General features: G+C 63.4%; 26 protein-coding genes. 7 read left to right on the top strand and 19 right to left on the bottom strand.

What is annotated here, in order from left to right; translation table 11 throughout:
* Positions 1-12: 12 nt before the first annotated feature.
* The 3 genes from AC3WLC_RS29770 to AC3WLC_RS29760 all read right to left on the bottom strand — a co-directional run bounded on the left by AC3WLC_RS29770 (position 13) and on the right by AC3WLC_RS29760 (position 4,435).
* Entirely contained in the window at positions 13-1,524 is a 1,512-nt protein-coding gene (locus AC3WLC_RS29770) for an aldehyde dehydrogenase (RefSeq protein ID WP_493687512.1), read from the bottom strand.
* A complete protein-coding gene (locus AC3WLC_RS29765; RefSeq protein ID WP_493687511.1) occupies positions 1,521-2,522 on the bottom strand; it encodes a flavin reductase in 1,002 nt (333 codons plus the stop codon). The genes AC3WLC_RS29770 and AC3WLC_RS29765 overlap by 4 nt, the downstream gene beginning before the upstream one ends.
* 110 nt (positions 2,523-2,632) lie before the next feature.
* Complete coding sequence (locus AC3WLC_RS29760; RefSeq protein ID WP_493687510.1) at positions 2,633-4,435, bottom strand: helix-turn-helix domain-containing protein; 1,803 nt, start codon at positions 4,433-4,435, stop codon at positions 2,633-2,635.
* A gap of 136 nt (positions 4,436-4,571) precedes the next feature.
* Here AC3WLC_RS29760 and AC3WLC_RS29755 point away from each other — a divergent pair, with 136 nt between their 5' ends.
* Positions 4,572-5,177 (top strand): amino acid synthesis family protein, encoded by a 606-nt coding sequence (locus AC3WLC_RS29755; protein ID WP_493687509.1) that lies wholly within the window; start codon positions 4,572-4,574, stop codon positions 5,175-5,177.
* Between the two features lie 147 nt (positions 5,178-5,324).
* On the opposite strand, the gene AC3WLC_RS29750 is transcribed toward AC3WLC_RS29755, so the two are convergent.
* Genes AC3WLC_RS29750 through AC3WLC_RS29740 form a run of 3 tightly spaced genes read right to left on the bottom strand, consistent with a single transcriptional unit; the run spans position 5,325 to position 8,319 of the window.
* The gene (locus tag AC3WLC_RS29750) at positions 5,325-6,554 is read right to left on the bottom strand and encodes an MFS transporter (protein ID WP_493687508.1); all 1,230 of its coding nucleotides are present in this window, start codon (positions 6,552-6,554) and stop codon (positions 5,325-5,327) included.
* Entirely contained in the window at positions 6,551-7,948 is a 1,398-nt protein-coding gene (locus AC3WLC_RS29745; protein WP_493687507.1) for an FAD-dependent oxidoreductase, read from the bottom strand. Before AC3WLC_RS29745 ends, AC3WLC_RS29750 begins: the two co-directional genes overlap by 4 nt.
* 56 nt (positions 7,949-8,004) lie before the next feature.
* Positions 8,005-8,319: an ArsR/SmtB family transcription factor gene (locus AC3WLC_RS29740; RefSeq protein WP_493687506.1), complete on the bottom strand. Its 315-nt coding sequence runs from the start codon at positions 8,317-8,319 to the stop codon at positions 8,005-8,007.
* Positions 8,320-8,460: 141 nt separating this feature from the next.
* Here AC3WLC_RS29740 and AC3WLC_RS29735 point away from each other — a divergent pair, with 141 nt between their 5' ends.
* Entirely contained in the window at positions 8,461-8,820 is a 360-nt protein-coding gene (locus AC3WLC_RS29735; RefSeq protein WP_493687505.1) for a lamin tail domain-containing protein, read from the top strand.
* Between the two features lie 10 nt (positions 8,821-8,830).
* Here AC3WLC_RS29735 and arsB read toward each other — a convergent pair whose 3' ends face one another.
* Genes arsB through AC3WLC_RS29715 form a run of 4 tightly spaced genes read right to left on the bottom strand, consistent with a single transcriptional unit; the run spans position 8,831 to position 11,192 of the window.
* Positions 8,831-9,883: an ACR3 family arsenite efflux transporter gene (gene arsB, locus AC3WLC_RS29730; protein WP_493687504.1), complete on the bottom strand. Its 1,053-nt coding sequence runs from the start codon at positions 9,881-9,883 to the stop codon at positions 8,831-8,833.
* Positions 9,884-9,890: 7 nt separating this feature from the next.
* On the bottom strand, positions 9,891-10,316 hold the full coding sequence (arsC, locus tag AC3WLC_RS29725; protein WP_493687503.1) for an arsenate reductase (glutaredoxin): 426 nt from the start codon (positions 10,314-10,316) through the stop codon (positions 9,891-9,893).
* Entirely contained in the window at positions 10,316-10,843 is a 528-nt protein-coding gene (locus AC3WLC_RS29720) for an arsenate reductase ArsC (RefSeq protein WP_493687502.1), read from the bottom strand. The genes arsC and AC3WLC_RS29720 overlap by 1 nt, the downstream gene beginning before the upstream one ends.
* Positions 10,836-11,192, bottom strand: a complete 357-nt coding sequence (locus AC3WLC_RS29715; RefSeq protein WP_493687501.1) for an ArsR/SmtB family transcription factor — start codon at positions 11,190-11,192, stop codon at positions 10,836-10,838. Before AC3WLC_RS29715 ends, AC3WLC_RS29720 begins: the two co-directional genes overlap by 8 nt.
* A 254-nt stretch (positions 11,193-11,446) precedes the next feature.
* Here AC3WLC_RS29715 and AC3WLC_RS29710 point away from each other — a divergent pair, with 254 nt between their 5' ends.
* Positions 11,447-12,412: an MBL fold metallo-hydrolase gene (locus tag AC3WLC_RS29710; protein ID WP_493687500.1), complete on the top strand. Its 966-nt coding sequence runs from the start codon at positions 11,447-11,449 to the stop codon at positions 12,410-12,412.
* A 73-nt stretch (positions 12,413-12,485) separates the two neighbouring features.
* On the opposite strand, the gene AC3WLC_RS29705 is transcribed toward AC3WLC_RS29710, so the two are convergent.
* From AC3WLC_RS29705 to AC3WLC_RS29680, 6 genes are all read right to left on the bottom strand, one after another.
* Positions 12,486-13,061, bottom strand: a complete 576-nt coding sequence (locus tag AC3WLC_RS29705; RefSeq protein WP_493687499.1) for a TetR/AcrR family transcriptional regulator — start codon at positions 13,059-13,061, stop codon at positions 12,486-12,488.
* Positions 13,062-13,452: 391 nt separating this feature from the next.
* Positions 13,453-13,740, bottom strand: a complete 288-nt coding sequence (locus AC3WLC_RS29700) for a hypothetical protein (protein ID WP_493687498.1) — start codon at positions 13,738-13,740, stop codon at positions 13,453-13,455.
* Between the two features lie 142 nt (positions 13,741-13,882).
* Positions 13,883-14,674 (bottom strand): polyphosphate kinase 2, encoded by a 792-nt coding sequence (ppk2, locus tag AC3WLC_RS29695; protein ID WP_493687497.1) that lies wholly within the window; start codon positions 14,672-14,674, stop codon positions 13,883-13,885.
* Between the two features lie 18 nt (positions 14,675-14,692).
* Positions 14,693-15,181, bottom strand: a complete 489-nt coding sequence (locus tag AC3WLC_RS29690) for a hypothetical protein (protein WP_493687559.1) — start codon at positions 15,179-15,181, stop codon at positions 14,693-14,695.
* Positions 15,182-15,257: 76 nt separating this feature from the next.
* Positions 15,258-15,956 (bottom strand): hypothetical protein, encoded by a 699-nt coding sequence (locus AC3WLC_RS29685; RefSeq protein WP_493687496.1) that lies wholly within the window; start codon positions 15,954-15,956, stop codon positions 15,258-15,260.
* Positions 15,913-16,152 (bottom strand): hypothetical protein, encoded by a 240-nt coding sequence (locus tag AC3WLC_RS29680; RefSeq protein WP_493687495.1) that lies wholly within the window; start codon positions 16,150-16,152, stop codon positions 15,913-15,915. Before AC3WLC_RS29680 ends, AC3WLC_RS29685 begins: the two co-directional genes overlap by 44 nt.
* A 136-nt stretch (positions 16,153-16,288) precedes the next feature.
* Between AC3WLC_RS29680 and AC3WLC_RS29675 the strand changes: the two genes are divergently transcribed.
* The 4 genes from AC3WLC_RS29675 to AC3WLC_RS29660 all read left to right on the top strand — a co-directional run bounded on the left by AC3WLC_RS29675 (position 16,289) and on the right by AC3WLC_RS29660 (position 20,218).
* Entirely contained in the window at positions 16,289-18,133 is a 1,845-nt protein-coding gene (locus AC3WLC_RS29675) for an adenylate cyclase (protein WP_493687494.1), read from the top strand.
* 249 nt (positions 18,134-18,382) lie between these two features.
* Complete coding sequence (locus AC3WLC_RS29670) at positions 18,383-18,850, top strand: hypothetical protein (protein ID WP_493687493.1); 468 nt, start codon at positions 18,383-18,385, stop codon at positions 18,848-18,850.
* 53 nt (positions 18,851-18,903) lie between these two features.
* Complete coding sequence (locus AC3WLC_RS29665) at positions 18,904-19,524, top strand: response regulator transcription factor (RefSeq protein ID WP_493687492.1); 621 nt, start codon at positions 18,904-18,906, stop codon at positions 19,522-19,524.
* 40 nt (positions 19,525-19,564) lie between these two features.
* Positions 19,565-20,218, top strand: coding sequence for a hypothetical protein (locus AC3WLC_RS29660; protein ID WP_493687491.1), 654 nt, complete (start codon positions 19,565-19,567; stop codon positions 20,216-20,218).
* Between the two features lie 14 nt (positions 20,219-20,232).
* Here AC3WLC_RS29660 and AC3WLC_RS29655 read toward each other — a convergent pair whose 3' ends face one another.
* The 3 genes from AC3WLC_RS29655 to AC3WLC_RS29645 all read right to left on the bottom strand — a co-directional run bounded on the left by AC3WLC_RS29655 (position 20,233) and on the right by AC3WLC_RS29645 (position 22,584).
* Positions 20,233-21,903, bottom strand: coding sequence for a SulP family inorganic anion transporter (locus tag AC3WLC_RS29655; protein ID WP_493687490.1), 1,671 nt, complete (start codon positions 21,901-21,903; stop codon positions 20,233-20,235).
* A 79-nt stretch (positions 21,904-21,982) separates the two neighbouring features.
* Positions 21,983-22,273, bottom strand: a complete 291-nt coding sequence (locus AC3WLC_RS29650; RefSeq protein ID WP_493687489.1) for an HdeA/HdeB family chaperone — start codon at positions 22,271-22,273, stop codon at positions 21,983-21,985.
* Between the two features lie 20 nt (positions 22,274-22,293).
* The gene (locus AC3WLC_RS29645; RefSeq protein ID WP_493687488.1) at positions 22,294-22,584 is read right to left on the bottom strand and encodes an HdeA/HdeB family chaperone; all 291 of its coding nucleotides are present in this window, start codon (positions 22,582-22,584) and stop codon (positions 22,294-22,296) included.
* Between the last annotated feature and the right edge of the window lie 16 nt (positions 22,585-22,600).

Raw genomic sequence — 22,600 nt, 5'->3', positions numbered from 1 at the left:
TGGGACAGCGCGTCAGCGCAGCCGGATGACGAACGGGTCCTGCATGGCGCCCGAGTAGTCGATGACGACGTTCTTCAGCCGCGAGAATTCGCGCATGACCTCGAAGCCGCCGCGGCGGCCATAACCGCTCTTCTTCGTGCCGCCATTGGCGGACATGAAGGCGGCCGAGCGGTAGGTGTTGATCCAGACGGTGCCCGCCTCGACATTGCGGGCGAAGCGCATCGCGCGATCGATGTCGCGCGTCCAGATGCCGGAGGCGAGGCCGTATTCGGTGTCGTTGGCCAGCGCGATCATCTCTTCCTCGCTGGAGAAGGGCACGACTCCGACCACCGGACCGAAGATCTCATGGCGCATGAAGCTCATCTCGTTGCGCGCCTCGGCCAGCACCGTCGGCTCGTAGTACCAGCCGCGTGCCAAGGCCTCGTCCTGCGGCTTGCGCCCGCCGACGGCGACCCGCGCACCCTCGCGCACGCCGGAGCCGACGAAGTGCTCGACCTTCTCGAGCTGCGCCGCCAGCGCCAGCGGCCCGATATCGGTGTCCTCGGCCATCGGATGCCCGACCTTGACCCGCCTGGTGCGTTCGACCAGCGCCTCGACGAAGCGCTCGTAGACCGGCGCCTCGACGAAGCAGCGCGAGCCGGCGACGCAGGTCTGGCCCGCAGCGGCGAAGATGCCGGAGACGACGCCGTTGACCGCGCGCTCGATGTCGACATCGGAAAAAACGACATGGGGCGACTTGCCGCCGAGCTCCATCTGGCAGGGTACGAGATTGCCCGCGGCATTGCCGGCGATCTTGCGGCCGGTGTCGGTCGAGCCGGTGAAGACGTATTTGGCGATGCCGGGATGGCGTGTCAGCGCATCGCCCGTGGTCGCGCCGTCGCCGGTGACGACGTTTACGACACCGGCCGGGATGCCGGCTTCGATGACGAGTTCCGCCAGCGCCAGCGCCGAGGCTGTCGCGTGCTCGGAGGGCTTGACCACAATCGTGTTGCCGATGGCCAGGCACGGCGCCAGCGTGCCGGTCAGCATCATCAGCGGCGAGTTCCACGGGATGATCATCCCGACTACGCCGATCGGCTCACGCAGGTTGAAGTTGAGCGTGTCGAGCTTGTTGACCGGGATCGTATCGCCCTGGAGCTTGTCGGCCATGCCGGCAAAATAGCCGTAGGAATCCGGGATCGCCCGCATCTGGGCGCGCATTTCCTTGATCAACTTGCCGTTGTCGCGGCATTCGAGCTGAGCCAGCTCCTCGGCATGAGCGAGCACCAGCTCGCCGAGCCGGCGCACCAGCTTGCCGCGGTCGGTCTGCGTCAGCCGCCGCCAGGCCGGGTTGAGCAGCGCCGCCTTCGCCGAGCGCACCGCCGCATCGACATCACGCGCATCGCCCTGCGCGAACTCGTACCACGGCTCCGCCGTGGTCGGGTCGTAGCTCGGCGCATAGACGCCGCCTTGCGGCGCGACGAAAGCGCCATCGATGAAATGCCCGATGCGCGAGCCCTGGAGGGTCTGGACCGTCGTCTTCATGCTGCGCCACCGCGCTCCCATTGTTGCGGTACCCCGTCCCAGGGCTGCGTGTCCTCGACCATCGCAAAGCGCCCGCCATCATGGGAATCGACGTAGATTCCAAAGCGCCGCCGGCTGCTTTCGCTGACATAGCGGCGCAGCATCGTGCGGGTTTCGCGGGTGAGGATCTGCTCGTAGGGCAATTCGTCGAAGGCGAAGAAGCGCACCCCGTCCGGCAATGCCAGGCCGGCAGCGTCGCCTGCGAGCCGCGCCCGGTAGACCAGATGGCCGGGGTCGCCGTCGGCGATGTCGAAGACCGAGTAGAGGAAGGTCGTTTCCGGCAGCAGCGGCAGCCCTTCGCCGCCGGGAACCGGCAGCCGACCATCGACGATCCGGCGTGCCGCGTGCGGCAGCGCCCAGCCGCCATCCTCGTTGCGGCAGAGCAGGAGCCTTCCGTCGCTCTCGACCAGATAGTTGACGATCATGCTGCTGGAGGCGAGCCAACCAGGCGGCAGCGGGTCCTTAACGGCCGCATAGCGTCCACGGCAGAAGGCGAGCGGGGCGGACGGGCTCGTGCCGAAGGCCCTGACCCGGCCAATCAGGATGAGGTGGTCGCCTGCTTCGACACGGTTGTGCACCGTGCAATCGAACCAGCTCAGGCAATCGGCCAGGACCGGCGCGCCGGTATGGACGCTGTCATGCGGCGTGTCGGTGAACTTGTCGGTCGCTTTCGAGGCGAACAGCCCGGAGACCGCCTTCTGCCCTTCATGAAGCAGGTTGACGGCGAAGGCCTGCCCTTCCGCGAAGGCGGGATAGCTTGAGGCGCCCTTGCCGACGCAGACCAGCAGCAGCGGCGGGTCGAGCGAGACCGAGGTGAAGGAGTTCGCCGTCATGCCGCGCGGCCGGCCTTCGGCATCGCGGGTCGTGATCACGGTGACGCCGGTCGGGAAGGTGCCGAAGGCCCGGCGCAACGCGACGGGATCGATCGAAACCGGCTCCTGGGGTGCTGTCGCCAGCATGGCTGGTCCTCCGATGGCCTGCGCCACTTCGGAGTCAGGCTATGAAGGCGACAGCCCGCACGCTTCCTATGAAATAAAGGAACCGTTCGGGAAATTTTCCGCGATTTCGTTCAGGCCTCGGGCGTCGCTCCCTCGATGAGGCCGTGCATCTTGAGCGCCAGTTCCAAAGCGAAGCGCGTATCGGGCGGTTCGGGATCGATGCCGAACAGCTCCTTTATCCGCGTCAAACGATAGCGCAGCGTGGTGACGTGCAGGCCCATGGCATCGGCACAGGCCTGGCTGCGGCAGCCATGGCGCAGATAGGTGGCGAGCGTGTCGAGATAGGGCGTGCCATGCTCCCGGTCATGGGTCGCAACGCGCCCGATGCTGCCGTCCACGAACCGGCGCACCTCGGCCGCATCGGCCGCGCCGATCAGCATCGGCAACGGCCCGAAATCGAGCGCCGAGAGCACGCCGGTCCGCTTGAAGCCACGTGCGATACGCACCATGCGCCAGACCCGCTCCCACTCGCCGGCATAGTCGTCGAGTTCCTGGCACAGCCCGCCGATCACTACGATCGGCTCGCCTTGAAGATCATGGCGCAGGACATCGGCGATGCGCTTGGCAAAGCGTTCGGAGGCTTCGCGCCGCGGCCCTTCCTGTTCCGGCTCGAGGCAGACGAGCCCGGCGCCGACAGCGACGATGTGGCAGCCCAGACCGAACTGGCTGGCAAGGCGCGCGACACTCTGATGCGCCTGCTGCGTACGGTCACGCTCGCCATGGGCGGCAGCGGGCAGGTCCACCACGATCATCCGCAGTGGCCGGGACAGCGAGACGCCGAGATGGCGCGCCCGGCGCAGGATGTCGTCAGGATCGCGCCAGCGCCGCTCGACTATCTCGAAGAACAGCTCCGTCAGCGTCCGCGTCTCGAAACGGAAGCGGATCACGCTGCGCATCATCTGCACGCTCAAGGCAAATTTAGCGCTGTCGACGGTCAGCCGCCGCAGATCGCCGCCCTGCTCCTGGCCGAACAGCACGAGAGCGCCGACCTTTTCCGCCTCGACAGCGAGCGGCTCGATCGCTGCCGTGAGCCGCAGCATGCGCCCGCCATAGGCGATGGGCAGTTCGATCCGGCCTGCCTCCACGCGCGCGACGCCTTGTCTGAGCTGCGCGATCAGCCGGTCAGCCTCGCCCTCGGCGAGCAGCTTACGCCAGGCCGCGGCGTCGAGCACCTCCGGCACGGGGGAGCCGTTGGCGACGAGCGTGTTCGCGGAGAAATCGATCACCAGAACGGCACATTGCAGGAATTCGCCGAGGCGCTCCGCTAGGGCTTCGATCGAGCCACCGGCCAGAACCTCTTGCAGCAGGTCGCTTTGCGCCACCAATGCGTGACGCAAATCCACCGCGACCGCACGTGCGGCCTGCAGGCGGTGCTCACGCTCGACCGCAATGGTGCCGAGGTGCGCGATCATCGCCATGAAGGCGAGATCCTCGGAGGGCACGGGTTTCAGCGCCCGGCAGACCAGGCTCAGCACCATCGGGCGCCCCTGTGCATCGGCGCTGCCGAGCGGCAGGACGATGACGGAGCGGTAGTCGCGCTCGAATGCCTCGCGCCGATATCCGGGGAACTCTTCGGATGTCCTAGCGTCCTCGATGTAGACCGGCTCGCCGGTCCGCAAAGCGAGCAGCGCCGGGCTCGTCGCGAGCTCCCAGCGATCCTCGAGACGCCGGCGTAGCAAGGTCGGATCGTGCCGCGCGACCACGTTGGCGTGGCCGTGCGTCAGGTCGACCGCCATGATCGAGCCCATCGTCCAGCCGCCATGCTCGCAGGCGACCTTGACCAGGTCGAGCAGCAGACCGTCGAGGTCGGAGCCGGAATTGATCCGGCTGGCAACATCGCGCAGCGAAGCGATCTGGGAAACCGGGTCGAGCATCGCGTCTGATCCTGGCTGATGAACTGCGCAGGCTCGCAGCATTGCTCCGCCAGTTCTTCCTAGCAACCGGAGGAAGACAGGCACGCACCGGCAACTAGCTTGGCCAGCGACGACATTTCAAACGCCGGAGGCGAGCATGGATATCGGGCTGCGCAAGATCGCGACCTTCACGGAAGAGACCATGCTCGAGGGCGGCAAGGCCGCGTCGCGGCCGGTCACCATGGTCGTCGTCGCCGCCGTGGTGAAGAACCCCTGGGCCGGCCAGGGCTTCGTCGAGAACCTGCGCCCGGAAATCCTGCGGATCGCCCGCCCGCTGGGCCTGGAGATGACGCGCAGGCTTGTGGCGGCGATGCCGGGAGACCGCGTCGAGGCCTATGGCAAGGCAGCGATCGTCGGCGTCGGCGGTGAGATCGAGCACGCTTCCGCTTTGATTCACACGCTGCGCTTCGGCAACGTCTTCCGCGAGGCCGTCTCGGGCACCGCTTTCCTGAGTTTCACCAACACCCGTACCGCTCCTGGCGCCCTGATCTCCCTGCCGATGATCCACAAGAGCGAGACCGGCAAACGCTCGCACTTCATCACCGCGACCTTCCAGATCGCCGACGCGCCGGGACCGGACGAGATCCTGGTGGCGATCGGCGCATCCGATGGCGGCCGCCTCCATCCGCGCATCGCCGATCGCTTCGAGGACATGAAGGACATGGACAGCGAGGAGGCGGCAGGCGAGGCGGTTTCTGCGTAGCAGGTGCATAGGCCCAAGCCTTGAGCGGCTTAATGCGCCAGGAGCCGACATTGGCATGCTGCCCGGGAGCGGACAACGGAACTCTGTTGATTGGAGTTAGCTCCAAGCTCCAAACTGCCCTGTGCTCGCAAAGGCCAGCGCAGTCGCCTAGCCGTCTGCTGTAGCCGCTCGGGCAAGTAGGAGCAGAGCCAAGGCGGCGATACCGGAGAGTGCGACCAGCACTGCGGCACTGGCTGAAAGCCCGGCACGTTCCATCATCACGGTGAATGCGAGCGGCGCTGCAGCGCGGATTGCGAGCCCCGGCGCTGACAGCTTGCCGAGCATCGCCCCATAGCCCGCGGGGCCGAAGAGCTGGAGCGGGACTGTGCCACGCACGATCGAACTCAGGCCCATGCTGACGCCGTAGGCGATCGCAAATAGCCCAGCCAGGGCAGCCGTCCCGCCGCCGAAGACCAGCAGTGCGAACCCGAGCGGCATGAGGGCGCCGGAGACCCATGCCGTGGTCACTGGAGGCACATTGGTGCCGAACAGCATCTCGATGAGGCGCCCGGTCACTTGCGATGGGCCGACCATGGCTCCGAACGTGACTGCCAGCGCCGCGCTGAAGCCGAAGCCCTGCAGGAGCGTCAGCATATGCACGGACATGGCCGAGACGACGAAGCCCTGCAGCGAGAAGGCCACCGCCAGCAGGACGAAGGCGCGTTGGCGTGCGGAGCCGACGAGGTAGCTGTCACCAGTTGTCGCCACGGTCGATTGAGCGGGCTTGGCGGCATGCCACGATGCGCCGCGAGGCAACAGCAAAGCGTGCAGTGGCAGAGCCAAAAGCAGGTACCCTAGGGCATAGATCTGATAGATCGCGCGCCAGTCCGCCTGCGCCAGCAATGCGGTCGTGAGGGGCCAGAACAAGGTCGAGGCGAAGCCACCGATCAGCGTCAACTTGCTGATGGCGCGCCTGGCGCTCGCGCCATGGGCCTGAGTGAGAGCCGTGAAGGCGGCATCGTACAGAACAAGCGTCGACACGACCTCCAGCACGATCATCGCCGCGTAGTAGCTGATCAGCCCCTCTGCTTTGGACAGAGCAAAGAGCGACAGGCTCGCCAGCACGCTACCGATGCTCATCATCCAACGTGTGCCATACTTGTCGATCAGGCGCCCCGCGAACGGCGCAGCCAGCCCCCCGGCGAGCAGTCCAACGGCGAAGCCGCCATAGGTCCATTCAGGCACCCAGCCGAAGCTTTTGGTCATCTCAGGCGCAAGGACGGCGAACGCGTAGTACAGCGCGCCATAGCCGGCGACCTGGGTGACGCCGAGGGCAAGGATGAGCCCGATCCCCGCATTGGGGACCGGGCTGGTTTCCGAGCGGACAGGTTTCGTCATTGGGCGTGAGCGGTCTCGTCGATCTTGGACGTGCTACCACAGCCGCAGCCAGCCTTGCCCTGTGCCTTGGCGGATGCGTCGTCAGCGCAGCAGGCATCCTCGCTGCTCGGAGCCGGACCGCCACAGCAACCACCAGTGCTTTCAGGTGCGGCCGTGCATACGCCGGTTTCAGGCAAAACGAGCTGGACATCGTCAGCCGCAGCCACGTCGCCAGCGATTGCAGCAACCACCGAACGGACCTGCTCATAGCCCGTCAGCATCAGGAAGGTGGGCGCGCGGCCATAGCTCTTGATGCCGACGGTATAGAAGCCGGGCTCGGGATGGGACAGCTCGCGATGGCCGTGCGGAGGCACCGAGCCGCAGGAATGCAGGTTCGGATCGATCATCGGCCCCAGTGCCTTGGCGCTCTCCAGCCAGGGATCGAGCTCGATGCGCAGCTCGCGGGTCAAGGAGAGGTCAGGCCGCTGGCCCGTGCAAACCACGATCCGATCGATAGCGGAAATTGAGCGCAGACCGTCAGGCGTTTCGCCGTCGAGTGCGAGCTGGCCATTCACCTCCCCCACCGCAGTGGCCGCGAAACTGGTGACGAGCTCGATGCTGCCAGCTTCGACGAGCTGCCGCAGCCTCTGGCCGAGATCGCCGCGGGCCGCGAGCTGGTCGTTGGCGCCGCCGCCATAGACACGGGACAGGTTGGTGCTGCGCGTCAGCCAGATCGCCCTGGTGGCGGGTTCGGTGGTGGCGAGCTCGGCCAGGTCGAGCAGCACATTCGCTGCAGAGTGGCCGGCGCCGACGACGACCGTGGTCCGCCCGCCATGGGTCGCGCGGTCACGGCCGAGGACGTCGGGAATGTTGTAGGCGATCCGGCTGGCATAGGCTTCCTCGCCTTCGGCGGCCACGCCACCCGCCCCGAGCGGGTTTGGCGACGTCCATGTTCCCGAGGCGTCGATCACCGCCCGCGCGAGCTCGCGGCGGACACGGCCGGCACGGTCGACGATCGTCAGTTGGAAGGGGCGTAGCTCGCGGTCACGGCTGACGACCTTGTCGACGCCGCGCCGCCCGATCGCCTTGACGCGTGCGCCATACTCGATCGCCGGCGCCAGCTCGGGCGTTTGCGATAGCGGAGCAAGATAGGCGCTGACGAGGTCGCTGCCGGTTGGATAGGCCGCCTCATCGGGAGCCTGCCATCCCGCCTTTTCCAGCAACGATCGTGCTGCCGGATCGACGTTGTAAGCCCAGGGCGAGAACAGCCGAACATGGCCCCAATCGCTGATGCTCGCGCCAGCCGCAGCGCCGGCTTCGTAGACTTTCACGGAAAGGCCGCGTGCAACGAGATTGGCAGCGGCGGCGAGGCCGACCGGCCCAGCGCCGATGACGGAAATCGGTAGCTCCATCATGATCGTATCTCCAATTCTTCTAGAAGGATGGAATTAGTGGGCAAATAAAAGGGCGGCTATGCCGCCTGATTGGAGGTAGCGCACGCTTCGTCAGCGCAGCACTCATCCGCGAGGAAGCCCACAAGGGCGGCCATGGCGGGATAAACCGCCCGGCAGATTAGGGTGGTGGCCTGGCGCTCTTGCGAGACCAGCCCGTTCTGCACGAGGCGCTGCATGTGGTGCGAGAGGGTCGAGGCTGGAATGCCCAGACGCTCCTGCACCTGATTGACAGGGAGCCCGCTGTGACCGGCGCGAACCAGTACCCGGTAGAGCTCAAGGCGCGTCGCATTGCCCAAGGCCTCAAGCTGAGTAGCGGCTAATTCGATGTTCATGGAAATAGCATGAGCTTGGCTTGGCAGTGGGTCAAGCTTTATTTCCATGATCGCGGAAATATGCCCGCACCGTTAAATGCAGCTGGCATCTTCTAACGTCACTTCACTATCCCCATATCCGCTGCTCAACCTGGGGGGTGCATGGTGAAACTGAAGATTCTTTCGGTCAACGAAAAGGGCAATGCGAGCAAGGAATATGTCTGGCTCGAAGTCGTGGATGATTGCGACGTTGGCAGGTACGCGATCGCCGATTCAACATTTACTGCCGAAGGCAAAATTTCGAACAAGCTGCGTCATTTCTTCTGGTTCCCCGATAAGGCGGTAAAGAAGGGAGAACGTGTCGTTGTCCGTACCGGCACCGGGAAGGATGATGAGTATACTGCGGACTCCGGCAAGAAGGTTCACCGTTTCTTCTGGGGTTTGAAGTCTTCCATCTGGAATGATGACGGGGACGCCGCTGTTCTCCTCGAGCTTGCTACCTGGAAAATCACAAAAGCCTGATCGCACCTATTTACTCGGCCGGGCGTGCTCCCGGCCGAGTAGCCCCGCGCTCGTACCAGCTCTTTGAGCCGTTCACGATCCACACCACGGTCAGCATCACGGGAACTTCGATCAGCACGCCGACGACGGTCGCGAGCGCCGCACCGGAGTTGAAACCGAACAGGCTGATTGCGGCAGCCACAGCGAGCTCGAAGAAGTTCGAGGCGCCGATCAGAGCCGAGGGGCCGGCGACGCAGTGCTGCTCGCCGGCAATGCGGTTCAGCAGATAAGCGAGGCCGGCGTTGAAATAGACCTGGATCAGGATCGGCACGGCCAGGAGCGCGATCACCATCGGCTGCGCCAGGATCTGCTCACCCTGGAAGCCGAAGAGCAGCACGAGCGTCGCGAGGAGTGCGACGAGGGAGGCCGGACCAAGCCGGCCGAGCAGGCGGTCCAGCGCTGCCTGCCCGCCGCTCGCCCGAACGCGGCTGCGGAGGAACTGAGCGACGATCACCGGGATGACGATGTAGAGCACGACCGAGAGGACCAGCGTTCCCCAGGGCACCGTGATCGCCGACAGGCCAAGCAGCAGGCCGACGATCGGTGCGAAGGCGACGACCATGATCGCGTCATTGAGCGCAACCTGGCTCAGGGTGAAATGCGGCTCGCCTTTCGTCAGGTTCGACCAGACGAAGACCATGGCCGTGCAGGGCGCGGTCGCCAGGATGATGAGCCCAGCGATATAGCTGTTGATCTGCTCGGCCGGCAGCCACGGCCGGAACAGCCATGCGATGAAGAACCAGCCCAAAGCCGCCATCGAGAATGGCTTCACCGCCCAGTTGATGAAGAGCGTCACGCCGATGCCGCGCCAATGCCGGCCGACCTGCCCGAGCGCCGTGAAGTCGATCTTCAGCAGCATCGGAATGACCATCAGCCAGATCAGCACGGCGACCGGCAGGTTGACCTTGGCAATCTCGGCCGCGCCGATGGCTTGAAAGACACCGGGTATGACATGGCCGAGCGCGATGCCAACAACGATGCACAAGGCGACCCAGAGGGTGAGGTAGCGTTCGAAAGTGGACATTAGCGCCTCAGGCGGAAGTGACGGGGTGACCGGCGGCGTCGATGACGAGTTCGCCGTCTTCCTTGCGGAATTCGCCCAGTTGCGGCGGCAACAAGGGCAGCACGGCCTCGGAGGGGCGACAGAGCCTCACACCTTTTGGCGAGACGACGAGCGGCCGGTTGATGAGAATTGGGTGGGCCTCGACGGCATCGAGCAAAGCATCGTCAGATAGTTCGGGGGCATTCAGGCCGAGTTCGGCAAAGGGCGTGCCCTTCTCCCGCAGGATGTCTCGCACCGTCAGCTCAGCACGGGCCAGGAGCTGCAGCAGCAGCGCCCTTGACGGAGGCGTTTTCAAGTACTCGATCACATGCGGCTCGACGCCTGCATTGCGGATCAGGCCGAGCGTGTTCCGCGACGTCCCGCACGACGGATTGTGGTAGATGATGACGTCCATCACGCCACCTCGGGGCGACGGCCAGTCGTGCCTTCGAGCGATCCGATTTGCCGGACACGCTGCGCCAGCGCCATCTCGTCAAGGCTGGCAACTGGCAGCGACAACAACACATTGATGCGATTGCGCAGGTAGCGCAGCGCCGTCACGAAGGCCCGCTCGCGCTCGATATCGCTGCCTTCCACATTCGAGGGGTCTTCAATCCCCCAATGTGCAGTAATCGGTTGACCCGGCCAAAGCGGGCAGGCTTCGCCGGCCGCCTGGTCGCAAACCGTGATGACAATGTCCATGACCGGGGCACCTGGCGCTGCGAACACATCCCAGGTCTTCGAAGAGAGCCCCGTGACCGGGATGCCCTCGGCCTCGAGCACTTTCAGCGCCATCGGCTTTGGGCCGGCGCCGCCTTCGCTACCGGCCGAGAAGGCGCAAAAGCGGCCTTCGCCGAGATGATTGAGCAGGGCCTCGGCCATGATCGAACGGGCCGAGTTGTGGGTGCAGAGAAACAGCACGTTGTGGACGCGATCAGGCATCGGTCGTGACCTTCGGAGGGCAACAGGGGGTGAATTCGGCCAACAGTGGCGCGCAGATCTCGGCGCGGCCGCCGCAGCAATCCGTGATGAGGAAGCTGACGACCGAAGCCAGGGCGGTGAGATCAGCGCGGTAGACGATCGAGCGGCTGAAGCGCTCGGAACGGACGAGCCCGGCCCGGCTGAGGATGCCGAGATGCGACGACATCGTGTTGTGGGGCACGTCCAGGCGCCGGGCGATCTCGCCGGCAGGCAGGCCCCCCGGCTCTGCTGTCACCAGCAGCCGAAAGACGTCGAGGCGGGTGCTCTGCGCCAGCGCCGCAAGAGAGAGGATGACTTGTTCGTTTTCCATATGTCGAGACTTACAGACATATTTGAGCTAGCGCAAGGCTCCCACTCTCATCCGGGCCGGCCGCCCAGTATCCCCAATGGAGAGCCTCCTGCCGATCGCATCAGGTCATGCGATGCACAGCAATCCGACCAAGCGACGAGTTGACATTTTTTGATTGCGATCACATTCATTAATTATTGATTGCAGTCGCAATCTCAAATTGCCGACAGAGGTCATCGACCTCGGGCTCCGCAAAACGCCAAATGAGGTTACCGATGCCTGGTTCTGGAAAATCCCAAATCTCAGCCAGCTTGGAGGTCGACCGTCGACACTTAGTGATGGCAATCGCTGCGGGCGTCAGCGTTAGTGCGGCAAGCATTCGCGTTGCCCAGGCCGCAGGTGCGGGCGCGCAAGCAAAACGCGGCGATATCAGCACCCGCGATTTCGGCTCCATCAAGATCCACAGCTACCTCAGCGGGCCGGACGGCTTGACGGTCAACTCCCACATTGTTGAAGGCCCCACCAAGCTCGTTGTCTTCGATGGCCAACTCTTGTTGTCGTACGCGAACGAGTTTGCCGACTACATCCAACGTTTGGATAAGCCGGTAGAGCGCATCATCCTATCGCACGGCCACCCAGACCACTGGTCGGGCTTAGAGGCGCTTCGCAAAAGATTTCCAGATTGCACCATTCAAGCGCTAAGCGGCGTTGCGGAAGCGGTTCAGGCGCGCGGAAACCTCATGCTAGGGCTGATGAGCAAACTGCTCAGCACCGACGTTGCTAAATCCCCTACGGTACCTACGCATATCCTGGCTGAAGGGTCAGAAACGATCGATGGCGTCAGATACGAATTCAAGCGGATCGTAGATGCCGAATACGATTTGCAGTTGCTGGCCCTTCTGCCTGATCAGAAGGTGATGATTGCATTCGACGTGGTGTTCTCGCCGAACGATCACGCGTTCACGGTCGCCAATCATTTCCAGCATTGGATCAGCGTCCTCGAGGATCTCGATCGGTTGACGGGGTATGAGACAATTATCATCGGGCACAGCCGGCCGACGGAACGCCCCGCCATCCGCTCGACGATTGAATACCTCGAGAAGGCGAAAGCGGCCTTCGCCGCGTGCCCGACGCCAGAAGAGTATAGCGCGCGCCTAAAAGCCGAGTTCCCCGGCCGCAGCCATCCCGAGTGGGCCGACTTCTCATCGAAGGTTCTCTACCTCAGCAGGCAAAGGAAATAGCGGAGGTTCGCTCTTTGGGGGCTGTCATCGGCCAACGATCGCTTCGATGACGTTGAAGCCGGTCGGCCCCCAATCATTTGCTGCGTGGTTCAAGCAGCCTCTTCATAGCGTCTAGAACCTGGTTAGCGAGCTCCGGATCAACGTCTCTGACGCCCCGTGCCACAGCTACTGCGCCAATCATCGCAGAAACAACGGCGAAGGCGTCCTCCCGTCGGGGCTTCTCATCACCGCTCTGAGAATTGTTCGCTACGGTATCGGCAAGCTCCACAAATCGCCGAGCGAAATGGTCACGAACAGCCTCGTCCTGCCGAGCGATTTCGCTGGCTGAAGCCGCCATTGCGCAGCCCCCTTCGATGTTCGTCACATGGTCTTGCGAAAGGTAGTAGTCGACGACATGGGCCGCTCCACGGGGGGCCGAGGCCAGTTGCTCCATGGCCGCATTGGCGCCCTGCAGCGCATAATCCAGTGCGGCAGCAGCCAATTCCTGTTTCGACTCGAACTGCGCATACAGGGCGCCATGCGTCAGCTCGGCCGCCTTGCTGATATCAGCGACCCCGACTCCGTCGATCCCCCGCTGTCTAAACAAGCTAGCCGCAGCTTTGATGAGAGCGAGCCGATTCTCAGCAGATTTCTCTTTCGTAACCTTCACGCAGTTCACCAGCCAGCAAACAACCAATCGTCGAAGATAAATCTAATGTATTAATGGCGATCAGTCTCATTAATTTGTGGGCTTCTGGGAAGAAGCTGGGCCGTCGAACCAGTAGCGCAAATTGTGCAGCGAGACATCTGAATGCCGGCGGCCACAGCGGAGGACGGCGGCCTATCGATTCGCGTCAAATTGCGCCAACTGCGGACATTGGGTTGTCGCCAGGAAGCGGACATTGCGCGAAGAATGCAAAGGCACTTCAGCCGGTCCGTGAAGGTCTTCGGGACTCAAGATCTAGGGGCTATTCAGGGCGCCATCTCCGCACAGCGCTCTCTCTCGGGAGAGCGGATAGTCGCGAAAGGCGCAGTTCCGGGGCGCGAGTCCGATCCGCTGGTCAGGCTCGATCGTCCGTGCTGTCTCGATCGCGCCGGGCAGCACGGATTTTCGGCCAGAACGCCGCCAGTGCGATAATTGCGGTGACGAGAAGAAGCGCTGCACTCAATTGGACGAGACCAAACTGCTGATGGCCGGCGGGCAGGAACCATTCCGCGACAACGCCCGCCGCTCGCAACACGCGGTGAACGAACCAATCAAGCACCGTGCCCTCCTCGTTGCGGTCCTCGACTACGTCCTGCGCTAGCTGCTTTTGCGACGGGCCATGAAACGCCTCTGGATCAGGCAAGCTTCAGTGGCCGCAAAAGACGAGCGTCTGGATGGGTAAAATCAGCGCCTGAATGTGTGGCGGCATAGCGTGAAGCAAGCTGATCGCATCGACGGCCTGGCATATGTCCATCCTCGCAACCGAGCGTTCGGAATGCGCAGCTTCAGGCCAGGTCCGGCACCCAGTTCCTGGCGAAATCGGGCTCCTCGTATCCGTTCGACTTCTGTCTCTTCGGAAGCCTGATCTTCTCGCGGGGCGGCGCTTCGTAGGGAATCGAGGCGAGGATGTGCGAGATGATGTTCAGGCGTGCAGCGCGCTTGTCGTCGGAGTGGACGGCATGCCATCGCGCCCAGGCGGCGTCGGTCTTCTGGAACATATCGTCCCGTGCGCGCGAGTAATCGTACCATCGCGAGTAGGATTTCAGATCCATCGGCGACAGCTTCCAGATTTTTCGTGGATCGTTGATCCGCTCCTCCATGCGCTTGGTCTGTTCCTTCTGGCCGACCTCAAGCCAGTATTTCAGCAGGATCGTGCCGGATTCGACGATCGCTTTCTCGACGCTTGGAACGACCGCGAGAAAGCTCGTGACCTGCTCTTCGCTGCAAAAGCCCATGACCCGCTCGACGCCGGCGCGATTGTACCAGCTGCGATCGAAGATCACGATTTCACCCGCCGCTGGCAGATGCGGCAGGTAGCGCTGGATATACATTTGCGATTTTTCGCGCTCGGTCGGCGGGGGGAGAGCCACCACCCGGAAGACTCTGGGACTGACGCGTTCAGTCAGCGCCTTGATGACACCACCCTTTCCGGCGCCGTCGCGTCCCTCGAAGACGATACAGATCTTGGCGCCGGCGTGCTTTACCCACTCCTGGAGTTTCACCAACTCGGCGTGCAGATCCCGGAGCTTTCGTTCGTAGCGCTTACGGTTCAGCGGCTCGTCGGCGTGCGCTTCCATGGCAAACCCTCCCCGCCATCAGGACCAGCTCAGGAAGAAGGCGACATCCCCCGGCAAGCCTCCCGGCCAGTCGATGATCATTGCGCGCAGCTTGTACTTTGCCGGCTGCAGGTGCTCCTTCCAGAATTCATAGGCCTGCCGTGGCCTGCCCGTGAGGGTTGTTGGCCAATCCGGCTCCATATTGTTGATCGCTCTGCCCTTGTCCGTGCAGAGTGCGCTCGGGAAGCGCATGACCAGGACCTCCTGCTCGCCCCGTTCGGCTGCCGCACGCGTCTTCGTCGCGAGGCTCTGCTTGATCTCGGCGATCTTGGCGGGCGTGACCGCGATCTCTTCTTGCAGGGAGGCGACGAGTTTCTTTCGTGCCTCCTCCGCCTTGTCCATGCCCGCCGCCATCTTGGAGGCCTTGGCCATCTCCAGCTCGGTCATGTAGGAGCGCAGATCATCCGCCGACATGAAGCTTTCGTCGGCGAGGGTGGCCGCCTTGGCCGGATCGCTGACTGTCGACATGGCCCTCGTCTCCTTCATTGTTGGTGATCGCAATGCCGGTGCGGCGCCTGCCATCGCCCGGCGGCACCGGCGCGTTTCAGTTCAGCGTGATGTAGAAGGCCTCGGCGAAGGTGAGATCGACCATGTCGCCGCGCCTGAAGGTCTGCAGTTCCGCCTTCACGGCTGGATCGACGACGGTGCGCGAGCGTGGGCCGAGGGGGCCGTCATAGTTCACGATGCTGCTGGCAGGATCGAAGCTCTCGAACCGGGCCGTCAGGGTCACGGCGCGCACAACGTATTTATCCGGCAAGTTTTGGAATGGCGTGCCGCTGACCGCTTCCGTGTAGGTGATGCCCGGACGGTCGCCGCGCCGGCTGCGCCGGACATCGACGGCAGCGCCTTCGATCCGGCTGATTTCCACCATGTCTCCTGCGCGAACCCGGCGCAGATCGCCGAATACCGGGGGAACGCTGACCAGCCATTCGCGCCGCCCCTGCGCGACCACCACCGAGCGAGCGGCCCGGTCGACCGACACCACCCTGACATTGAGGCGCTCAACCTCCACCGGGCCGACACCGGCGACGACCACGGTCTCGCTGCTGACCAACGGATACGGAGCGCAGCCGGAAGCCGCCGTCACGATAGCTAGGGCGAAGATCCAATTGACGTGTTTCGACATGGCGAGAATCTCCAGTTCGCAAATCTCACGCGGAAAATACTTCAGATCAGCATCGAAATCCAAGGATAACAGGTTACCGCTCGCGGATCGTCTGCCGAATTTCAGCTTCGAGACCAACGATGATGAGCCTGTATTCAGCGCAATGCGCCTCCTTTTCTGGCAATCTCGATTGCTCCCAACGCTCAAGCGCAAATTCTGCTTCAGCGAGATCCACGCACAACGCGCGGAAATTTTCGCTTCGGAGCATCAATTCCTGGATCGACTTCTTGTGGTTCGGCAGAAGCCGAATGGCAGCCAGAATGCCTCGATCCATGGGAAGGCACCCCCTTGAAAGAGGCACAATTATGTGGCGCACCGAGCGAGAGGGGAGTAAATAACAGGATGTTACGCGCCATTACCTTTCGAAAAGAAAGCTAATTACGTGGATTTTCGACCAGGAAGTCGGTTCCATGAGGCAGTTCAAGACAGAGCTTAGCGTAAATGTAGTGCCCGGAAATTTGCCAGTGCTTGAGCCTAGCGAAGCAGATATTCGAGCTCAACTAGATCGTATTTTAGAGAACGTCGAGTTCAGCGTTCCTGAACGCTTGCGGCGGTTTTTGTCGTACGTGGTCGAACAGGCGCTCGCGGGCCATGCGGACCGTATCAAGGCCTACTCCATTGCGGTTGAGGTTTTTGGCAGGGGTATCAACTTCGACATTCAGAACGATCCCGTCGTGCGTATTGAAGCCGGCCGGCTGAGGCGCGCGCTAGAACGCTACTATCTGCTGGCGGGCGATCTCGACCCGATCCTGATCGAGATTCCAAAGGGTGGTTACGTGCCCCAATTCTGCTGGCGGGTGAACCACCCAGGCGACGCGGAGCTGCTGCCGCCGAGTCAGCTGGAGCCGGTTCCTCGGCCTTTGCCCGTCGCGCAGCGGGCTATGCAACTCCTCGCCTTCGTTGTCGACTGGCAGAAGCGCCACTGGCTTCTCAGCGCCGCGACCGCGCTGATCATCGGCCTGGGCCTGATTTCCGTCCGGACATCAGAGCTGACGATTGCGCCGATGGCCCGAAAGGAACGAATGGCGATGACCGGCCCGTCCATCATCGTCAGACCCTTCATCAACCTCTCCGGTGATCCGGAAGGGGATGTCTATGCAGCCGGCCTCTCCGAAGAGATCCTCGCACAGCTGGCTCGCTTCAAGGAATTGACCGTTTTCGGGCGTGAGACGTCCGGCGCGATACCTGCCGGCGTGCCCGCGCCGGAGATTCGGCGCAAATTCGGCAACCGTTTTACCCTTGAAGGCAGTGTCCGCCTTTCCGACGGCAGGCTCAGAATCACCAGCCGCGTCCTAGATGGCGAGACCGCAACGATCATCTGGTCCGATGCCTATGATGCCGATCCGCGGACCAGCAGCAGCGTCGACATCGAAATGAACGTGGCTTCCAAGGTTGCCACCGCCGTCGCTCAACCCTACGGCATCCTCTTCAAGCAGGCGGCTTCCTCGCCTGAGAGCCGTCTACCGGGCTTCGAAGCCTACCAATGCTCGTTCCGCTTCTACCGCTATCGCAACACTCTGGACCCACGCGAACATCTTCCGACGCGCGATTGCCTCGAGCGGATGACGACGCTCTATCCGGACTACGCTACGGGCTGGGCGATGCTGTCCTATCTCTTTCTCGACGAGGATCGCTTCGAGCTGAACCGAAGACCGGGCTTGCCTTCGCCGGTCGAGCGGGCTCGTGAGGCGGCGCAGCAGGCCGTACGTCTGGAGCCTCAGAACGTCCGTGCCTTGCAGGCGCTGATGACCGTTCTGTTTCTCCTCAGGGAGCCCGTCGCAGCAGTTCGCATCGGCAACCAGGCGCTTGCGATCAATCCGAACGACACCGAGCTGCTCGGCGAATTCGGCAGCCGGATCGCTCAGGCCGGAGAGTGGCAACGTGGTGCCGCACTGATCGAGGAAGCCATGGCCCGCAACCCCGGCCATGCCGACTACTATGTCGGGATTCTGGCCTTCGCGGCCTATATGCAGAATGACGACAAGCGGGCTGTCGACCTGATCCGCCGGGCCGATTTGCGGCGCTTTCCAATTTACTATCTGGTGGCGGCCTTGATTTTTTCGCGTGCCGGGCTGCACGACGAGGCAGAGGATAACCGCGTGCGGTTTCTCAAGTTGCGCCCGGCATTCTTTGATAATTTCGAGGCTGAGCTCGACAAGCGCAACTTCAACCCAAGGGACCGCATCATCCTGTTCCGAGCCGCCGCGCTCGCCGGGTTCCCGGTCAAGCCGCGTATCGCCGATGTGAAAAAATAGCCCGCCGCAGCGACCTGCAGTCTGTCATCGGGCGCGACTCCCGACCGCGTAGCGTACCGTAAGATACTACCTGCAAGGCGCGATGCGGCCTTGATTGCTGCCGAACGCACCAGTCGGGGGAACAGCCGGTCGTGTGTGACCGGATGGCGGCGCGATGATCTTTCGCGGAGGCCCGACCCGCATTGAGGAGATGCTCGCCGGTACAGGGCATCGCAACCGGGCGATGCCGCAGCCGGCGCGGAGGGGTCCATGATCGCAAGACTTCGCCGAGCGGCGCCGTACCTGCTTCCGATCGCCATGCTTGCACCGATGCCTGGCGCCCTGTCGCAGACGCGCGATCTTCAGGGAGCCTGGCTCGACAGCGACCTCGCCTGCGCCAGCGTTTTTGCCTCCACGCGCAACGCCATTGGCTTCAAGCGGCCGGCGAATGCCTTCATCCCGGCCTTCATCATCACCGGCCGGCGACTGTCGACCTCGCTTGCGACGTGCCGGATCGTCAAGATCCTGGCGACTGGCGATCGGCAGACCCTGACGCTCCACTGCACGACGTCCATCGCGAGCGACACGGCCCGGGCCATTCTCGCCCCGGCCGCGGACGGAATGCTTTATCGCTACTTCGCGTCCGACGGCGGCGTCGCCGCGAAGTACAAGCGCTGTGGTCCGCAGGACCTGACCACAAGCACGGACCAGCAGATTTCGCTCAAGCGAGCGCCATGATGGTGGCGTCGGTTCGGCGCCCGGCAACCAGCGCGAGGAATAAGGGGGATACGATGGCCCTTGTACATCTCGTCGACAATGATGCGGCATTCCAGGCGTCGATTGGCCCGGTTCTCGAGGCGTCAGGATATCGGATCCAGGCCTATCGCAGCGCGGATGAAATTCTGAGCCGGCTTCCCGACAGCAGCGTCGACAGCTGCATCGTCATCGACGTGCAGATCCCGGGCGTCGGTGGCCCCGGTCTCCGCGATCGCCTGATCGCAGCCGGCTCGAGCCTGCCGGTAATCTTCCTGGCGGGCGACAGCGATATCCGCACGACCGTCCGGGCAATCAGGGCCGGCGCCGAAGACTTCCTGCCGAAGCCGGTGGAGTATGACGAGTTCATCGAGGCCATCGACCGGGTCATCACGCGCCACCGCCTCCTCAGCGAGCAGGAATGCTGGGCAAGGCAGCGTCTGGCGCGGCTGAATCAGTTGACACCGCGAGAGCGCGAGGCCTTCGACCTCGTAGTCCGCGGCAAGATGAACAAGCAAATCGCCTTCGAGCTCGGCACCACCGAGCGGACCGTGAAGGCCCACCGCCACAAGGTGATGGAGAAGATGGAAGCCCGCTCTGTGGCCGAGCTGGTTTCCTGTGCCGAACGGCTCGGCTTGCTGCGAACCGTGGGCGTATGACGCAAGAGCCCGTGGGCGGTGGCACTAACAGGAGCGCGCCGTGTCGTTTCAGAGTGCACCTGCGGGACTGAAGACGCCGCGAGCTGCCGCAGTGGCCGGAATTCTGTTTTCGATCCTGCTGCTGACGTCGATCTTTCTGATCCTGCAGACCTTGCGGGTGGACCCGCGCGATCCTGGTGACTGGCTACGAGCGCCGGCGTGGAAAGTGACGCTGGCGCTGAATCTGATCCCTTTCGCCGGTATCGCCTTTCTGTGGTTCATGGGGGTTTTGCGCGACAAGCTCGGAGTGCAGGAACACAAGCTGTTCGCCACGGTGTTTCTTGGCAGCGGATTGCTCTTCGTCGCGCTGCTCTTCACTGCAGCCTCTGCCATCGGAGCGATCCTGATCGCCCATGTGGCCTTGCCACGGGAGCTTGCCGGCTCGGTCAGCTTCATATTGGCGAGGTCTTTCGCCTATAATCTGGCGAGCATCTATGCAGTGAAGATGGCTGGGGTTTTCCTGCTCACGGCCTCGACGATCCTGTTGCGCACCGGGATCACGGCCCGGTGGACGGCGTTGGCCGGATACGTCGCGGCGGGCTTCATCCTGTTCGGCAGCCATGTCGTGGACTGGAGTTTTCTGATTTTTCCGCTGTGGGCGCTGATCGTCAGCACCGATATGCTCTTCAGCGAGCGCGACCCGCAGATGGATTGAACCGCACGGATCCGTCAGGGAGCCCTGGCCTCGAATGCGCGGCAGGCGTCCTCCAGATCCTCGAAGACCATGCCGGCTCGCTCGGGTTCGAGCGCGCCAGCTCGCACGAGAATATCGCAGGGATCGGAATGGAGCTCGGCAAAGGCTAACAACAGGCCCTTCTCGGCCAGCGCGCGGTTCAATTCCCGGAACATGACGGCGCCGGTCGAGTCGATCCGCGCGATCGTGCTCGCATCGAGGACGAGCCACTTCGTGCCAGGCGGCGCTTGATCCGCGATGCTCTGGATCCGCGACCTGACATAGTCGGCGTTGAAGAACAGCACGCTCCCCTGAATCATGTAGAGAACCATGCCGGGTACCGGACGGGCATCTTTCGACCGGTGCAGCTTGTAAAAGCCGCTCCGGCCGGGAATTCGCCCCAGCATGGCTTCGCGAGGACGCATTTCGTTCAGCAGGACATAGAGCAGCGTGCCCGCGATCGCGATCACGACACCACTGAGCACGCCGAGGCTGATCGCCCCCCACATGCTGATGAACGCGAAGACGAATTCCATGCGGCTGATGCGCCAGGTTTCGCGGAGCCCCTGCAGATCGATCAGGCTGAGCGCGGCAAAGGCCAGGATCGCCCCGAGAGCGGGGGTCGGCAGGAGGCGCAGCGCATTTCCAAGATAGAGCAGCAGTATCGTCAGCGCGGCGGCGGCCACCAGCGCCGAGAGTTGCGAGCGGCCTCCTGCGGACATGTTGATGGCCGTGCGTGAATCGGTGACCGTCACGGGGAAGCCGCTGAACAGGCCGGAGAGGAGATTGGCCGCCCCGATGCCGTCGAGCTCCCGGTTCGCGTTGACGTCGAACCGGTCGCGCGCGCCAAAGCTGCGCGCTGCGACGAGGCCGGAGCTAACGCCCACCAGCCAGATCGCTCCGGCGCCGAGGAGAAGCTCCCTGTATGGCAATTGCGAGACGTCCGGAAAGCTGAGGGTCGGGAGCGTTTCCGGCAGGCTGCCGATGACCTTCATCCCCCTGCCTTCGAGATCGAACAGAGCCGATGCCAACCCGGCGACCGCGACCACGACCAAGGGGCCGGGGATCGGCGAGCGTAGCTGCGCCAACACTGCGAGAAGCGCGAGCATGGCTACAGCAAAGCCAACGGAGAGCCAGTGAATCTGCGCCGCCTTGCGGATGATCTCCAGTATCGGCGGCAGCAGGCCGTCGGATTCGATCCGCACGCCAGTGAAGCGCCCGATCTGCCCGACCAGGATCGAGATCGAAATGCCGCTGATGAAGCCGATCAGGATGGGGCGCGACAGGAACGCCGCAACCACGCCGAGGCTGAGCTTGCTGGCGACAAGGCAGAACAGGCCGACGAGCAGTGCCAGCGTCGCCGCGGCACCGACGCGCCCGGCTGGATCGTGCAGCGGCAGGCTCGCGAGCGCTGCGGCAAGGACGGTCATGGTCGCGGCGTCCGGGCCGACGATCAGTTTGCGTGAGGGGCCGAGCAAGGCGTAGCCGACGAGCGGCAGGATGCTGGCGTAGAGACCGGTTTCAGCCGGCAGCCCGGCAATGGCCGGATAGGCGACGGCGCTGGGGATGGCGACCGCGGCGACGGCGAGGCCGGCGGTGATATCGAACCGCAGCCACCTGCGCTGATAGCCCGCCAACCCGGCCAGGATCGGAATGCCACCAATCACCGGAGCCTCCCATGAAGGAGCGCGATATGTGTGCGCCGCCGGCAGCGCTTCCTGTCCACCGTCGCTCGGCGCGCAGGTGCTAGCGGGCGTTCTTCTCGACCGCCGTCATCAAGGTCTCGTTCCGGTGAGACTTGCAGTAGCCTGAGATCTTCTTCACGTTCCGCTCGATATAGCGAAAGTCGACCATGTTGATATCCTTCGACGCGCTGAAATAACCGCTCATCCAGGCTCCGAGGAGCTCGGCCTGGTCGCGGCTGGCGGCGGTATACTGCTTGCAGGTCACGACGCTCATATCGAAGATGACCTGAGCGCTCGCGGGCAGGCCGAGGCCGACAACCAGGGCAGCTGCAGCGAAGGGCGTCTTGAGCATAGCCGATCTCCTCATCGCGTTCAGGGCAGGGACTTCTCGATCGCGGACATCAGCGTCGCGCCCGAATTGAAGTTGCAGTACCGCTCGACTGCAGCGACGTTCTGCGGATGTGCCGTCAGATCGACCTTGTTGAAGCCGCGTTTTTGATTGGCCCAGCCGCTCATCCAGGCCGTCACGACCTTCGCCGTGTGGGGTGGAAGCTTGCGATAATCCCCACATGTCATCTTGGACATGTCGACCATGACCTGTGCTTGGACTGCGCTCGTTCCGCAGCAGAGGACAGCTGCGAGAGCCAGAGGCGCTACTTTCATCTTCATTCTCCTCAGC

It is taken from the genome of Allobosea sp. GW821-FHT03A12 (genome assembly GCF_058986765.1).
This window is presented reverse-complemented; position numbering and strand designations above follow the sequence as displayed.